At 44.8% G+C, this 14,945-nt stretch carries 12 protein-coding genes and 1 pseudogene; 7 read left to right on the forward strand and 6 right to left on the reverse strand.

The annotated features are described in order from the left end of the window. From galT to HCZ42_RS04885, 5 genes are all read right to left on the reverse strand, one after another. The coding region (gene galT / locus HCZ42_RS04865) for a galactose-1-phosphate uridylyltransferase (RefSeq protein WP_167419619.1) at window positions 1-660 on the reverse strand (660 nt) is incomplete at its 3' end. A 238-nt stretch (window positions 661-898) separates the two neighbouring features. Then, complete coding sequence (locus HCZ42_RS04870; RefSeq protein ID WP_167419620.1) at window positions 899-1,999, reverse strand: ABC transporter substrate-binding protein; 1,101 nt, start codon at window positions 1,997-1,999, stop codon at window positions 899-901. Between the two features lie 16 nt (window positions 2,000-2,015). After that, the gene (locus tag HCZ42_RS04875; protein ID WP_167419621.1) at window positions 2,016-2,861 is read right to left on the reverse strand and encodes an ABC transporter permease; all 846 of its coding nucleotides are present in this window, start codon (window positions 2,859-2,861) and stop codon (window positions 2,016-2,018) included. Next, window positions 2,858-3,718, reverse strand: a complete 861-nt coding sequence (locus tag HCZ42_RS04880) for an ABC transporter permease (protein WP_167419622.1) — start codon at window positions 3,716-3,718, stop codon at window positions 2,858-2,860. The genes HCZ42_RS04875 and HCZ42_RS04880 overlap by 4 nt, the downstream gene beginning before the upstream one ends. After that, window positions 3,715-4,785, reverse strand: a complete 1,071-nt coding sequence (locus HCZ42_RS04885) for an ABC transporter ATP-binding protein (RefSeq protein ID WP_167419623.1) — start codon at window positions 4,783-4,785, stop codon at window positions 3,715-3,717. The genes HCZ42_RS04880 and HCZ42_RS04885 overlap by 4 nt, the downstream gene beginning before the upstream one ends. A 239-nt stretch (window positions 4,786-5,024) precedes the next feature. Between HCZ42_RS04885 and HCZ42_RS04890 the strand changes: the two genes are divergently transcribed. The 5 genes from HCZ42_RS04890 to HCZ42_RS04910 all read left to right on the forward strand — a co-directional run bounded on the left by HCZ42_RS04890 (window position 5,025) and on the right by HCZ42_RS04910 (window position 11,520). Next, complete coding sequence (locus tag HCZ42_RS04890; RefSeq protein ID WP_167419624.1) at window positions 5,025-5,858, forward strand: glycerophosphodiester phosphodiesterase; 834 nt, start codon at window positions 5,025-5,027, stop codon at window positions 5,856-5,858. A gap of 9 nt (window positions 5,859-5,867) precedes the next feature. After that, the gene (locus HCZ42_RS04895; RefSeq protein ID WP_167419625.1) at window positions 5,868-6,992 is read left to right on the forward strand and encodes an ROK family transcriptional regulator; all 1,125 of its coding nucleotides are present in this window, start codon (window positions 5,868-5,870) and stop codon (window positions 6,990-6,992) included. Between the two features lie 389 nt (window positions 6,993-7,381). After that, the gene (locus tag HCZ42_RS04900; protein WP_167419626.1) at window positions 7,382-7,993 is read left to right on the forward strand and encodes a TetR/AcrR family transcriptional regulator; all 612 of its coding nucleotides are present in this window, start codon (window positions 7,382-7,384) and stop codon (window positions 7,991-7,993) included. Between the two features lie 211 nt (window positions 7,994-8,204). Continuing rightward, complete coding sequence (locus tag HCZ42_RS04905; protein WP_167419627.1) at window positions 8,205-9,533, forward strand: anaerobic C4-dicarboxylate transporter; 1,329 nt, start codon at window positions 8,205-8,207, stop codon at window positions 9,531-9,533. A gap of 391 nt (window positions 9,534-9,924) precedes the next feature. Further along, complete coding sequence (locus HCZ42_RS04910; RefSeq protein WP_167419628.1) at window positions 9,925-11,520, forward strand: EAL domain-containing protein; 1,596 nt, start codon at window positions 9,925-9,927, stop codon at window positions 11,518-11,520. 65 nt (window positions 11,521-11,585) lie between these two features. Here HCZ42_RS04910 and HCZ42_RS04915 read toward each other — a convergent pair whose 3' ends face one another. Continuing rightward, on the reverse strand, window positions 11,586-12,494 hold the full coding sequence (locus HCZ42_RS04915) for an aldo/keto reductase (RefSeq protein WP_167419629.1): 909 nt from the start codon (window positions 12,492-12,494) through the stop codon (window positions 11,586-11,588). Between the two features lie 94 nt (window positions 12,495-12,588). Here HCZ42_RS04915 and HCZ42_RS04920 point away from each other — a divergent pair. Both HCZ42_RS04920 and HCZ42_RS04925 read left to right on the forward strand, forming a co-directional pair. Continuing rightward, window positions 12,589-12,726, forward strand: a pseudogene (locus HCZ42_RS04920) (XRE family transcriptional regulator); the annotation flags it as partial. A 161-nt stretch (window positions 12,727-12,887) separates the two neighbouring features. Beyond that, window positions 12,888-14,921 carry an alpha-amylase gene (locus HCZ42_RS04925; RefSeq protein WP_167419798.1) on the forward strand — a complete coding sequence of 678 codons (2,034 nt, stop codon included), beginning with the start codon at window positions 12,888-12,890 and terminating at the stop codon, window positions 14,919-14,921. The last annotated feature ends 24 nt before the right edge of the window (window positions 14,922-14,945 follow it).

The raw sequence follows: 14,945 nt of genomic DNA on the forward strand, positions 1-14,945 counted from the left end.
GTACTCGGTTTCAACCACAACGCGAGTACCATCTTTTAACTCAGCCTGAACATAGTCTACCAACAGATTGCTGCCGTTTGCTTGGTAGTACGCTTTAAGATTGCGCTCTTTACGTTCGATTTCATTGGGTAGGAAGCTATTTGCCCATATTTGTCCGTGTGGATGGGGTTGCGAGCATCCCATGGTATCGCCTTTGTTTTCAAACGCTAGAACCCAAATGAAATCTTTACCCAGCTCTTCTATTTGCTCATTCCAAGTGTCAACCACACGACGAATTTTATTGACCGATAGTTCAGGCAAAGTTTTGCTATGATCGGGCGAGAAACAAATTACCCGACTTAAACCACGTACACCTTGAGTTTTGAACAATGGGTTATCCGACTCTGGAGCATCTGGCGAGTCGACCATCAACGCAGCGAAATCATTATTGAACACATAGGTGTTTTGGTAATCTGGGTTTACGTCACCAGAAATGCGCTCATTGGTTGGACAAAGGAAACATTTTTCGTCATAGCTTGGTAACTCATCCAACGCCAACGATTCATCTGCTCCGCTCCACGGGCGTTTAGCACGATGTGGAGAGACTAAAACCCACTGTCCTGTTAATGGGTTGAAACGACGATGTGGATGTTCCACAGGGTTAAATTCAACGTTAAACATTTTACTTACTCGATTATTAAAGTTTTCTCGCTTTTTCTTTCCTGCCCATCATTCTGAGACATTCTAAGTTACCCCCGTACGGAGTACGTTTGCCAAAAGCTCAACCTTGAGTGTCCACTTTGCTTTTTCCATGATGGAACTTGTCGTAGAAATTAAGACGGGATCTTTGTAATTGAATGTGAGTGGTAAACTGCCTAAACGTCCCTAGTAGGTAGCTTAGGCAGTTAGAGTAGCTCAATTATTGCATCAACACCTTACGTGTGAATTGCTTGCTTATTTGCGAAGCATAAGCTGCGCTAAAAGGCGCTGTAGAGTTAGCACGCATTTCGTTTGACACCAACGAGTTAGAAGCGTCAGCCTCCGGGTGCTGCGGTGCGCTACCAAATTGCTTATTCAATAAACCCTGAGCTTTGGCAGAGGTCAACCAATCAACAAACACCAGCGAAGCTGCAGGATTTCGCGTGTTGCGTGCAATAGTGACAAAGTTACCGCCACCAGACATACCAAATTCCGGAATATAGAATTTGATGCGTTTAGTGATTGCGCCACGCTCTTGTAGCCCAGCAAGGTGGTCCTCCCAAGCAGGTGCGATAGTAATTTCACCATCATTAATTCGTGTTAGGCTATCCGCATTTGACGCTGTGATGAGCATGTTGCCTTTATTTGCTTGAAACCAGTCCCACGTTTTCGACCACGATTTGACGACTTTTTTATCAACCACATCGGTTAAGTTTTGTTCACCATTGATTTGGCGAATAGCGGCTTCAATAAAACGACCACCAGAACCGCCACCGTTAGGATCATTCACGCCAAAGCTGTGCGGGTTGTTCTTAATATACTGCTCTAGTTCTGCGAAAGTTTGTGGTAGCTCACTCTCATCAATGCGTGCCGGATCATAGGCTAGACCGGTTTGATTTCCCCAGAATGTGACGCCATAACCTTGAGAATCCACACCCTCTGACTTGGTTTTTAGCTTGCTAAGCTCCGGCAACTTATCAAGCTTTAATAGCGTCTCTTGGAAGTCGAATGTCTTCATTGTCGCCGCGCCTAACGCAACAACATCCATAGCGCCTTCGTCACGTCGTGCTTCTGCAACAAGCTTGTTGCGATTCGCATCCAGTGTCCCTTCAGGGATTCTTACGGTGATTCCTGTTTCATCTTCAAACGCTTTCACAAACTCACGCCATGCTGGTTGTAAGTACCAGACTGAAAATGTAACTGAACCCTCTTCTTTCGCTTGAGCTTCGATTTCTTCCCAGCTCATGCTGTTGATGTCATACGCTGAGGCTGGCAATGCCATCGCCGCTACCAGTAGTGACAGAGCAGATACTTTCTTCATAATAATCTCCATTGTTCTAAGCTTTCCCGGTAGATTGGGACAAGTAGTTTCCTTTTAATAGGCGTTCAATCACCAACATCAGTAATACGTTCGGTATCACCAGTATCAACGACACAACAGCTGCGTCAGGTCGAATAAAGGAATAACCTAAAAACGAATACAAGATAGTTGGAACAGTGATAAAGTCAGGGGCACCTAACACGTATGCCATATTGAACTCTTCGATACTGATCACTAGGCAAAAGATCGTAGATGCGAGAAGGCTTGGCTTAAGCATCGGTAAAAAAGCGTGTTTAAAGGTACCAATTTTGCCTGCGCCCATATCAGCACAAGCATCGATAAGATCTTGAGGAATGGCTTTAAATCCCGCAGATAAAATTCGTATTGCATACGGCAGCGCAAGTACAGTGTGAGCAATAACGATGTTCAGGTAAGGCTCGGTTAATCCCAGCTCCAGCAACATAGAACTAAAAAAAACCGCCAAGATCATTGATGGCATTACCATAGGTAAAAGAGAAACCATTTCTGCCACTTTTTTACCTCTAAACTCCATCCGCCCGAACGCATAAGCGGTTGGCAACGCAAGAGTTACGGTCAGTAAAGCGACTGCAGGTGCAAGCGTATAGCTGTTACGTAATGCATCAGGCAGTGAGGTGGTTTGCCACACGTCAACCCAACGACCAAACGATAGCACCGTGGGAAACAAATCTGGGTAGCTCCAAGGATGCGCAGGGTCAACCACAGACCATAGAATTGCCATTGAAAACGGAATGCCAAGCCAAATAACATTTACAATGAGGAAAAAAGCAATGGAAATGATGATTATCCAACTGGCATTTGAGCGAGATTTCGTTAACTTCATTTCGCATCCTCCCATTTAACAATTGGTTTTTTACGTGTTGCAAAAGGCTGTGTAAGAAGGGTTAATACCACCGCAGATAGACCAGCAAGCAACATAATGACCATTGCAATCACTGCCGAGTTTTCCCACTCATAATATTGCAAAGCAGTAATATTCATCAGCATGGCAAGAGAGTAGCTACTACGCGAACCCGCTACGGCGGCGAATGAAAAATCGCCGAGTGCACCAATGAAAATGAGAATAGAAGTCGCTTGTAGTGCTGGGATGGTGAGTGGAAAAACAACATTCCAAAAACGAGACCAGCGTGATGCACCCAAATCAAGAGCGGCATCCATAAGATCAGTACGAATACTGGCGATCGCTCCGGTGATTAAAATGAGCGCAAAGGGTAAGTTTTTCCAGATTTGTAGAACTACGATGCTCCAGCCAAACTCATCATTGGCGAGACGCAATGGTTTATCGATCACACCAAGCATCATGAGTGATTCATTAAATATGCCGTGATAAGCGATAACGTTCATCAATAAAAACGCCGCGACCAAGCCAGGAACGAACATAGGTGCACGTAACAAACCAATAATGGCAGGTTTTGCTGGGATCTCTTTTTGCAACCAGAGTGCGATAGGATACGCAAACATCACCGCACCTAGCGTGCCGAGAAAAGACGTACGTAGTGAGTAACCGACAGAACGCCAAAGAATGACATCGTTTAACATGGCATTCCAATATTCGAGAGTAGCGGATGTTCCGTCCGACATACCAAAGCTTTGTACGACAACAACATACAGCGCGCTTCCCATCAATAGGACAATTGTGCCAACGCCAGGAATGATGAGCAGATAAGGTTTTATGTTCATGCGCTCACCTTTTCTAAAAATCGCATTGCGTAACTTGGCAACTGAATATGTAAAACATCACCGTGTTTGATATCTAACCGGCCTGCCAGTTGGACGCGAACTTTGTGTTCATTTAAGCTTCCAACCCAACCAAATACGCTTAAGGTATCCCCCTGAAAAGCGACCGAGCTAACCGTTAGCGCAAAACTGTTTGGCTTTCCTGGTTCACAAACAGTGGCATCTTCTGGTCTCCAACAGATATAGATATTGTCATCAACTGGTGGAGTCTCAGACTCAACATGGAACTCACCCATATCGCAGCTCACATTGTAGTTACCACTGTTGCTGTTGCGTTCAACATACGCCGTATGGATATTGGCAGCACCAATAAAGTCCGCGACGAATCGGCTAGTAGGACGGAAGTAAATGTCTTCGGGTGTGCCGACTTGTTCTATTTCCCCGCGATTGAGAACAATAATGCGATCGCTCATCGCCAATGCTTCAGCTTGGTCGTGCGTTACATATATTGAGGTAAGATTGTGTTGGCGCTGGAGTTCTTTAATTTCGAAGCGAACGCCTTCACGCATTTTGGCATCTAAGTTTGAAAGTGGCTCATCAAATAAGATGATGTCAGGTCTTGTCACCATCGCTCGAGCTAAGGCAACACGTTGCTGCTGACCGCCAGACAGCTGCCCTGGTAGCTTATCTTTGTGATCTTGCAATCCAACTTGGTGAAGAATGTCACTTAAACGCTCTTGCTGCTCACGCTTGTCAACTTTCTGTTGTTCAAGTCCGAAACAGATATTGTGAGAAACACTTAAGTGCGGAAACAATGCGTAGGATTGAAAACACATCGCTGTATCACGTTTCTCTGGCGTGACATTCGTAACGTCACGGTTCGCAATCAAAATTTCACCTTCAGTAGGTTGTTGAAATCCACCGATCATTTTTAACAATGTTGTTTTTCCACAACCACTTGGCCCGAGTAAGGTAACAAACTCCCCTTTCTCGACTACAAATGAAATGTCTTTCGATGCATAAAAGTCACCGTACTTTTTGGTAATGGAACGAAGCTCTAGCACACTCATTGAATAACCTTTTAATGAAAGCTTAATTTGTAAATCAGAATAGATTTAGTTTATGTCAAAATTATTAACAAGCGACAAAAACGGCACAAAAATAATACTCAGATCACAAGTAAAAACACCAAGTAACTGATTTTAAAGATATTTTATTTTTCATTATTTTGTATTGACAACAATGAGGCATGGGAGGAAACTCATATTATACTTTTTAAAAAAGCTTAACATGAGTAGGAAACATACAGATGACTTTTAAATTCAATGTGACTCAATCCGGTAAAGTGTTGGTAAATCCCCACCGAGGTGACTGCTTGTTTTACCCTGAAAATACTCTTCCCGCTTTTCAAAGTGCCGTTGACAAAGGCGTAACCTGTATCGAAATTGACATAGCGATGACCGCTGACAATCACCTTGTGGTTATCCACGATCCAAGTATTGATAGGACGTCAAACGGTTCTGGGTATGTCGAACAGATGTCTTTGACAGAGCTACAACAGTTTGATTTTGGTGCTTGGTTTGGCGAAAAACACGTATCAACGCCTATCTCAACGTTTGAAGAAATCTTAGATTGGGCGATCAATAATGGTGTTGGACTGGTTGTTGAAGCAAAGCAGCGCCGCAGGCATGAAGAATTTGCCCGTACTTTTGTTCAATTGATGAAGGGAAAAGATCAAGTTGCACTAGAACACATCTTGTTGCTTAGCTTTGACCACACGCTAATTAATAGAGTCAAAACACTGCTACCAGAGGTCGCTCTTCAGGTTGTCACCTTAGCTCGATACCAAGATCAATTAGGAGCAGTGCTCGCTTCTAACGCACAGAGTGTTTGTGTTGAATACCCCCATGTGACTGAAGAAGTACTGATGCAATACAAACAAGCAGGGTTGAGCACTCGACTATTTCTGCCGAATAAGGGTAACAATGTGAACACCGCTCGTTGGTTCGACACTTATTATGGTTACGATGTATACAATGAAATTATTAGTTGGATTAACAAGGGACTAATTGACATGCTCAGCCACGATGATATTGATATGATTAGCGCCATGATTCGAGAAGCGGAAATGGAACCGATCTAAGGAAAACACATGCTAAATCCGGTTAAACCCGTTCAACTAGAACTGACACCAGGACAAAAAAAATTGCTGGCCATTTGTCGCCAACATGGGTCAGTGTCTAGAGCGAAAATCGTTGAATTGACAGGTCTAAGAAGCGGAAGTGTTACCAGCCTCTCGAAAGAGTTACTGGCAATGAATTTAATCAAGGAAGGGACGAGAGAACGAATTGGTCGAGGCCAGCCTATTATTCCACTTGAGTTAAACCCATACGGAGCCTTTTCTTTTGGTGTAGCATTTCGAATCAAGCAAATCGAAATCGGCCTTGCGAATTTTTGTGGCGAAGTACTAGAACAAGTCAGTATGCCATATACCGAAGCATCACCTATCGAGGAAGTGCTTGATAAACTGCATAGACGAATTCATTCACTTATCGATAAACATAAGCTACATCGTGCAAGAATATTGGGCATTGGCGTATCAATGCCAGGTCCGACAAACGCCGATGGTAAAACGGTACATACAATACAAGCACTGGCTCATTGGCGTTCAGTGCCGCTATCAGAAAAGTTTGGCGCTTACTTCGATTGGCCAGTGTGGATAGATAACGATTGTAATGCCGCTGTGGTTGGTGAGTACTATTCCGGCCGATGGCCCAATGTCAATAATATGGTTCTGATTGAGGTTGGTCATGGTGTTGGGGGCGGCGCCATCGTCAATGGCCAATTGTATTGTGGTAGCCGTATGAACGCCGGCGAAATAGGCACTTACTTTTCCGTTGTAGGTGATGAAAAGCGTCCAACCGTGCGTAAATTAGTGCAGTCTCTCATTGATGCTGGCTATGACATACACTCGGTAGACGATATTCCCAATGACTCTGACCCGATAGTTAGAGACTGGGTGGTGAGCGCCGCAGAGCAACTTAAACCAGTGATATTTTTAACATTGGGTTGGTTAGACCCAGACTGTTTAGTAATAGGTGGAGAATGTCCTAGTCAATTAAGCACCGCATTGATTAAAGAAATGAACCTGAAAGCGGCTTGGCAGAAATTCGGCCAAGACTACCCTTTGGCAACAATTTCTTCTACAAGAGTCGGTGAATCACTCAACACCTATGGTGCATGTATGTACCCTGTATTTCGTACATTAGGTATTTGATATTTGTACGGAACATTTTTCGACAGTTGTAAGTTCGCCACTGTTCAGCCGCAAAACGAACGTCAACAATAAACCATTCAGCCCCGATAATCGGGGCTGTAATTTTATTCATGTTCACTGAGACTGGATTAGTCAATGCTTGCTTGGTGCGCCGGCATGTAGCCCCAGTTTTCAACCGAAAAGCCTTTTCCACCTTTTGCATTTGCAGCAACTCCGATAAACGCCATATTAAACAGGCCCGGCTTAGACAGCGCGGAAGCCGTTGATCACATTGCTCATTCTCATGTCCTATCCGACCATTCCAAAAAGTAAACGATGATGTATACTTTAGGCACAACAAAACAAAAGGAAACACCATCGTTTACTTTTGGTTGTAGTAGGTTGAGTTCATGATTAAAAGAAGTGATATAAAACAAGAAGATATCATCAAATCCGCTATTGAGGTTTTTTCTCATAAAGGGTTTGAGCAGGCAAGCATGGAAGGTATTTCAAAGCATGCGGGAGTATCCAAGCGCACGCTTTACAAGTACTACCCCAACAAAGACGCCCTGTTTGAAGTGATTGTAGATAGACTGATGTGCCGCTTTGATGACCAATGTGAGCTGAAGTTTGAACCTTCTGTTTCAATCGAGCAGCAGTTGACAGACCTGACTCGTAAACAGATGTGCTATATCAATACCGAAGACTTCCAGATGACTGCACGTTTGGTTATGGCGGAGTGCATACGTTGTCCGCATACTTCTCAGCTCCTGATGAAACGTTTTGAAGCGATTGGAGACACGTATGGATTGCATCAATGGGTTCAGCAAGGTATTGAGGCGGGCGCACTAGAAATAGACAACATCCCATTAGCGATCGATCAGTTTATCGGCAGTATCAAGGCGATTGTCTTTTGGCCACAGCTGCTTGCCCACCAGCCACCGCCAGCCGAAGAACAAGTTCAAGCGGTGATCCAACAAGCCGTTAATTGCTTTGTCTCAACCTATAAGTCAGCCAAATAACTCAAATGTAATCAGGTATTTCACCATCTGGTTACATCCTAACACCACTATTCCCCACACTTTCGAAACCTTCGGCTCAGATTCCGTGAATTAGCTTAGAATATTCGCTTTCCATTTATGTGAGTCCATATTGTGTGAACGCACCATCAGCAACTTGGTCAATATCGCCGGAAAATGAACATATCTTATTATTATAAAAGGGATAATTGGTATGTTGTATTTTGAATTCCTGTTCCTATTGCTGATGCTTTACATTGGCTCCCGTTATGGTGGCATAGGTCTTGGGGTAGTGTCCGGTATTGGCTTGGTTATCGAGGTGTTCATCTTTAAGATGCCACCGACGTCGCCACCCATTACGGTGATGTTGATTATTTTGGCGGTGGTGACCTGTGCTTCGATTCTTGAAGCGGCGGGCGGCTTAAAATATATGTTACAGGTCGCGGAGCGTTTACTGCGTAGAAACCCAAAACGCGTGACGTTAATCGCGCCGTTTGTCACCTATACCATGACGTTTTTACTGGGTACCGGACACGCGGTGTATTCCATTATGCCGATCATCGGCGATGTCGCGCTGAAAAATGGTATTCGACCAGAGCGTCCAATGGCGGCTTCGTCAGTGGCGTCTCAAATTGCGATCACCGCATCGCCGATCTCCGCCGCAGTTGTTTACTACCTAGCGCAATTGGCTGACATTCAACACGACATCACTCTACTTTCTATCTTGTTAGTCACCGTGCCAGCTACGCTATTTGGTACATTGTTGATGTCTCTTTACAGCTTGAAACGCGGTAAAGAGTTAGACGATGATCCTGAGTACCAAGCACGCTTGAAAGACCCTGAGTGGAAAAAGCGGATCGAAACGACAACAGCAACCTCGCTGGATGAAGTGCTGCCAAGCTCAGCACGCAACTCAGTGCTGATCTTTATTGCGTCTATCTTGATGATCGTTGTAATCGCGATGGTGCCAGAAATTCGCACCATCGTTGATGGCGACAAACCGATTAAGATGTCAGTCATCATCCAAATGATGATGCTCTGCTTTGGCGGTATTATCTTGCTTGCGACAAAAACTGATCCGCGTAATGTGCCAAATGGGGTGGTGTTTAAATCAGGTATGGTTGCGGCCATCGCTATCTTTGGTATTGCTTGGATGTCCGATACTTACTTCCAATACGCAATGCCTCAGTTCAAATCTGGTATCGTTGATATGGTAACGACCTATCCATGGACTTTCGCGCTAGCGCTGTTTATCGTTTCTGTCGTAGTCAACTCGCAAGCCGCAACCGCGCGTATGATGCTACCGGTCGGCTTAGGTCTCGGTTTAGATCCTGCGCTGCTCATTGGTATCATGCCTGCGGTTTACGGGTACTTTTTTATTCCAAACTACCCTTCAGACATCGCAACGGTGAACTTCGACACCTCAGGTACAACCAAAATCGGCAAGTGGTACTTTAACCATTCATTCATGTCTGTGGGTTTAATCGGCGTAATTGGTGCTTGCTGCTTAGGTTATGTTCTAGGCCAGATAATTATCGGTTAGTTTCATATACATAACGTATAATATACGCCTGCATAATTTTCTATATTTTGCAGGCGTTTTCATCTGAAACAAGATGATATAAAACAGTATACAGAACGATATTTTGTTATTTAATTGTCTAAATTAACGCTCAAAATTGATGCTTTTATTTTTGCGACCTATTTCACTAAATCTATATGCTTATCAAAACATTTCTCTCAATTGATTATTATATAACCTATTGAGTCAGTGCTATAAAAATCAAAACCACAGGATTTGTCTCAAAAATGAGAAACAACTTAACAAACACCAATAATTAGCGTGATTGAATTCTTAACATACTTATTTCGCTAACATAAGTAGGCGTTTACCTTTTATAGTGGGTCTAGACTGTTGGCCAGAAATACTCTCAATGACTCGAATAACTTCAATTTTAAATAAAGTGGTGAAAGCAGTTTCCACTCATTTCCCACATATTATTCCGATCGCCGCAATATTCATTGCCGTATTTCTCGTTACTGCAGCCACTAATCATTATCAGCTCCGCGAACACGTCATCGCGGACGGCAAAAACTCAATCGCTAAGTTGGAACAGTACATTGATGGCATCGCCGATGACCTGCAGTTATTGCAAGACAGAGTCGGTAACAATTGCACCTTCGAAGATCGGCTAAAACTGAAAGAGCACGTGTTTAACTCGCACATGATCAAAGAAATCGGCCTGTATAAAAACGGGGCAGTTTACTGCACCAATGAAGGTCCCACGAACATCCGCCTTTTTAATTCGACTTTACAACGTATCGCCGCTTCGCCTAAACACATCACAGTGTCACTGAGCAATTCACAAAGTCGACTGAGCACGTTTTTTATCTATACTTCTGAAGGGAAAGATAGCGGCATCAACGCTCTGCTACACCCAGACCAATTTCTCGAACTGATCTCACCAGCCTTTGACCGCCGTAACTACGGCTATCAAATTCAAGTGCTCCACAAAGTGATTCAGTCCCATCAAGAGCAGCAATTAAAAAGCAATCACCTATTCGAGTTTTCTTCTGACCTTTACCCGTTTTCACTGACCATTTTTCTGACACCTGCATCCTACAGAACCCACTACTTCTCTCATCTGGGAGAAACGATTTTGCTGGCGTTGGTGCTATCACTGATTTATTTCATCGTCCGCTATCAAGCACTGGCAAAGCTCTCGGTCGAATACTCACTATTGCACGCGATTAGGCAAGAGCAAATTGAGCTTTACCTGCAACCTATCGTTGATATCCACTCACGAACTGTCGTCGGTAGCGAAGCTTTGATTCGTTGGAATCATCCTGCTCAAGGGCAAATATCACCTGAGCAATTTATCCCTTTAGCAGAGAAACTCGGTGCGATTGACCAAATCACCAAATACGCGTTTAAAGAAGTTACCCGTTTCTTAAAACGTAACCCAAACTACGTTAGTCAAAGTTATATCAGCATTAACATCAGCCGTTTCCAGATCCTCAAACCTGAGTTTGTTAGCTTCATCAACAGCTATGCGAAACGATACCCGCAATACGTCCGTCGCATCGTGTTAGAACTGACCGAAAACGTTGATCTCACGCCAGAGCAGTTAGATATTGCCATCGCCAATCTTAAGCACTTCCAGCAACTGGGCTTTGAGATTGCGATTGATGACTTCGGCACTGGTTACTCTGGTTTGAACTTAGTGCGACAAATGAAGTTTGATGTGGTTAAAATTGACCAAGTGTTCACTAAGAGTCTGCATACCGACTCCAACATTAAACCAGTCCTTAAGTCGATGATTCAGCTTGCAGCGGATCTGGGGATGAAAGTGATCGCTGAAGGGGTAGAAAACGAGTCGCAGATCGAACAACTCGAGCAACTCGGAGTGAAGTACATTCAGGGCTTTTACTACGCAAAGCCAATCAAACCTGACGATTTAGCGCGCTTCCACCAAATGACCAATGAAGCGATTGTGCTCTCAGATCCAATCCCGAGATGGAAAAGCTAACCAAGATTGAAAGCACAAAAAAGCCAGCATATTGCTGGCTTTTTTAGTCATCGACTTCGATCTTTCTATGGCACACCATGACCTTTAGATGCCACCCAAACTCGATACCATTGCTCACGCGTCAACTCGATGTCCATCGCGGCCACCGCCGCTGAAACACGTTCAATTTTACCTGAACCAATGATTGGTAGAGGTTTAGACGGTAAGCGACGTACCCAAGCATAAATCACTTGATCAATGCTCTTCGCTCCGACTTCCTGACGAATCAGTTCTAGTTCAGCACGTACACGTTCTGCTTGTTCGGTTTTACCTGAGAAAATGCTACCACCACCTAAGCAAGACCACGCCATTGGTCGAACACGCAACATTTGCAGTTGGTCGAGTGTACCATCGTGCGCAACCTCGAAGTTGAGTGGGTTGATCTCAACCTGATTGGTCACCAATGGTTTAGAAACACGCGATTGCAACAACTCAAACTGACGTGGAGTAAAGTTAGACACCCCAAAGTGTTTCACTTTACCGACTTTGTGTAGCTCACTGAATGCTTCCGCTACTTCATCAGCATCCATCAACACGTCTGGGCGGTGGATCAACAGCACGTCAATACAGTCAATGTTTAAACGCTCAAGCGAGTTGTTCACGGATTCGTAGATATGCGCTACGCCAGTATCGTAGTGGTTGATCTTACGTTCTGGAGTTTTATCACCACACAATTTGATATCGCACTTGGTCACGATCTCAATTTGGTCACGAATAGACGGCTCTAGCTTAATGGCTTCTCCGAACAATTTTTCGCATTCGTAGTTACCATAAATATCAGCGTGATCGACAGTCGTAATACCCAGTTCAATGTGCTGCTTCAAAAAAGACAGTCGTTGCTGCGGGGTCATACCCCATTCAGCCAATCGCCAATAGCCTTGGACCAGTTCCGACATTTCCGGTCCTTGCGGGGCGATAGTTACTTTCGACACCATATTTTACCTCCTAAAATATCTGCCTATAACACTATGCTTGTTTAACCGTTTGCTCAACGTATACTGTCGATTAATTCGAACTGGAGTACGAAAAATGAGTTTTTCCGAGCGCCTCAAATCACTGATTGGCGAAGAAAGCGTCAGTGGTTTTGCAAGACGTGTCGACATATCCGAAGCCTTGATTCGCAAGTACCTGAAGGGCAGTGAACCGAGCTTCAGTAAAGCCACCCAAACAGAGCAGAGCTAACCCTACTACCTTCGCCTATAAAGCGTGAGCAGCGGCAAGTTTTGGGGCGTAGAAACTAGGAATGATGTCAGGCCTTCTCCTTCAATTTATGATTAAAAAACATCATAAGAACAGGACGCCACGTGAAACACTCAACCTTAGCCACCATGATAGGATTATTGCTTGCCAGCACTGCATCACTGGCGCAGCCTACCCTCTCGCTTTCGACGACCACCACCAGCCGCGACTTTCCGTTAAACACAGCAGAACCATTAGTCGTGCCGCTGACGAAGCAAACCTATCAAATCAAGGTCTCTGAACTGTCTGGTGACTGCCAAGCACCGGTTACACAAAAAGTAAAGTTTCGTTCCCCACTGCAACTGAACTGCGACAAAGAGACCATGTTGGAATTAAAGGTTCGCTTTGCTGGTGATTACTCTTTCACGTTCGACCAAACACAGTACACTCTCTCGATTGCCCGAGAAGCGAAAAAAAACACTAGCGCCATCTTTAAGCGCCCGATTCCTCAAGTCACCTGCGAAACGTATGCGGGCGGCCCGGTGACGATCGCTTTGGATGATAGCTTTCAGGATGGTACGCAATTGCGTGACGCTTATTCAGGACAAATCATCACTGTTACACAGGGCAGTGTCACGCTGACTCCAAGCGCAGAAAGTGGCGGCTTAATACTGCTTGAAACGGTCGAAAGCGAAGACACTAAACAACCCTTTAGCTACCAAAATGCCAATATCTACTTTGTGATGGTCGACCGCTTTAATAACGCCGATGCGACTAATGACAACAGTTATGGGCGCAAGAAAGATGGCAAACAAGAAGTGGGAACCTTTCACGGTGGCGACCTGAAAGGGATCACAGAAAAGCTGGATTACATTCAAGACTTAGGTACCGACGTTATTTGGCTTTCGCCAATCGTAGAGCAAGTGCATGGATTCGTTGGCGACGGTGAAAGCGGCAGTTTTCCATTTTACGCCTATCACGGCTATTGGACGCGAGATTTCACCAAAATAGACGCGAACTTTGGCACAGACGCGGATTTAAAACAGCTCGTGGACGAAGCTCACAAACGAGGCATCAAGGTTTTCTTAGACGCCGTCATCAATCACTCCGGCTATTCAACATTGGCTGACCTACAATTCGACGGTATCCCTGTTGTCGATAGTAGTAAGATGCCAAAACAGTGGTCAGACTGGTCCCCAAGCGAAGGTGAGAATTGGCATAGCTTCCACAAGTCAGTAGACTATCAGAGTCACCAGTGGGCGAATTGGTGGGGAGCCGATTGGGTAAGAGCAGGCTTGCCGAGCTACACACCTCCGGGTTCAAGCGATATCACCATGACATTAGCAGGCTTACCCGACTTCCTGACCGAGTCTGAACAAGCGGTTCAACCTCCCCAATGGCTGCTAAACAATCCAGGTACTCGTGTTGCTGTCAAATCGGACTACCGCGTCTCTGATTATCTAATCGAATGGCAATCTGACTGGGTTAAACGATTTGGAATCGATGGGTTTCGCGTTGATACAGTCAAGCACGTTGAAGGTGAAGTTTGGCAACGTTTAAAAGCATCAGCCAGCGCGAGTCTCGACCAGTGGCGTAAACAAAACAACCAGCAGGGCGAACCATTTTGGATGATGGGAGAAGTATGGGGACATTCAGCCTACCGCTCGCCGTATGCTGATGACGGTTTTGACGCGCTGATTAATTTCGATATGCAGAAGAAACTGGATAAAGGCGCGGCGTGCTTTAGCCAAATGCAGCCGACGTATCAAAACTACGCCGATTCAATGCAAGAAACGCCAGACTTTACGCCAGTGAGTTACATGTCATCACACGACACCGAACTGTTTTTTGACCGTTTTAAGTCATTTGAAATGCAACAAAGCGCCGCGAACGCCTTGTTGCTCAGCCCTGGAGCGATCCAAGTTTATTACGGAGATGAAGTCGCTCGAGAGCTTGGATCTTACGCAGATGACTTTCATCAAGGCACCCGCTCAGACATGGTGTGGGAGCTAGATAAAAAACGCCAATCGTTACTGCAACACTGGCAAACGCTCGGCCAGTTCAGACAACGCCATCCAGCAATTGGCGCGGGGCTACATAAGGTGCTAGAGAACGAATCCGCTTATGTGTTCTCTCGCACGCTAGGCCAAGACAAAGTGGTTGTTGCATTTGTCGGCAAATAAACCACATCTAACAAAAAAAGGGCT

Source organism: Vibrio hepatarius (assembly GCF_011806575.1).
Lineage (GTDB): Bacteria > Pseudomonadota > Gammaproteobacteria > Enterobacterales > Vibrionaceae > Vibrio > Vibrio hepatarius_A.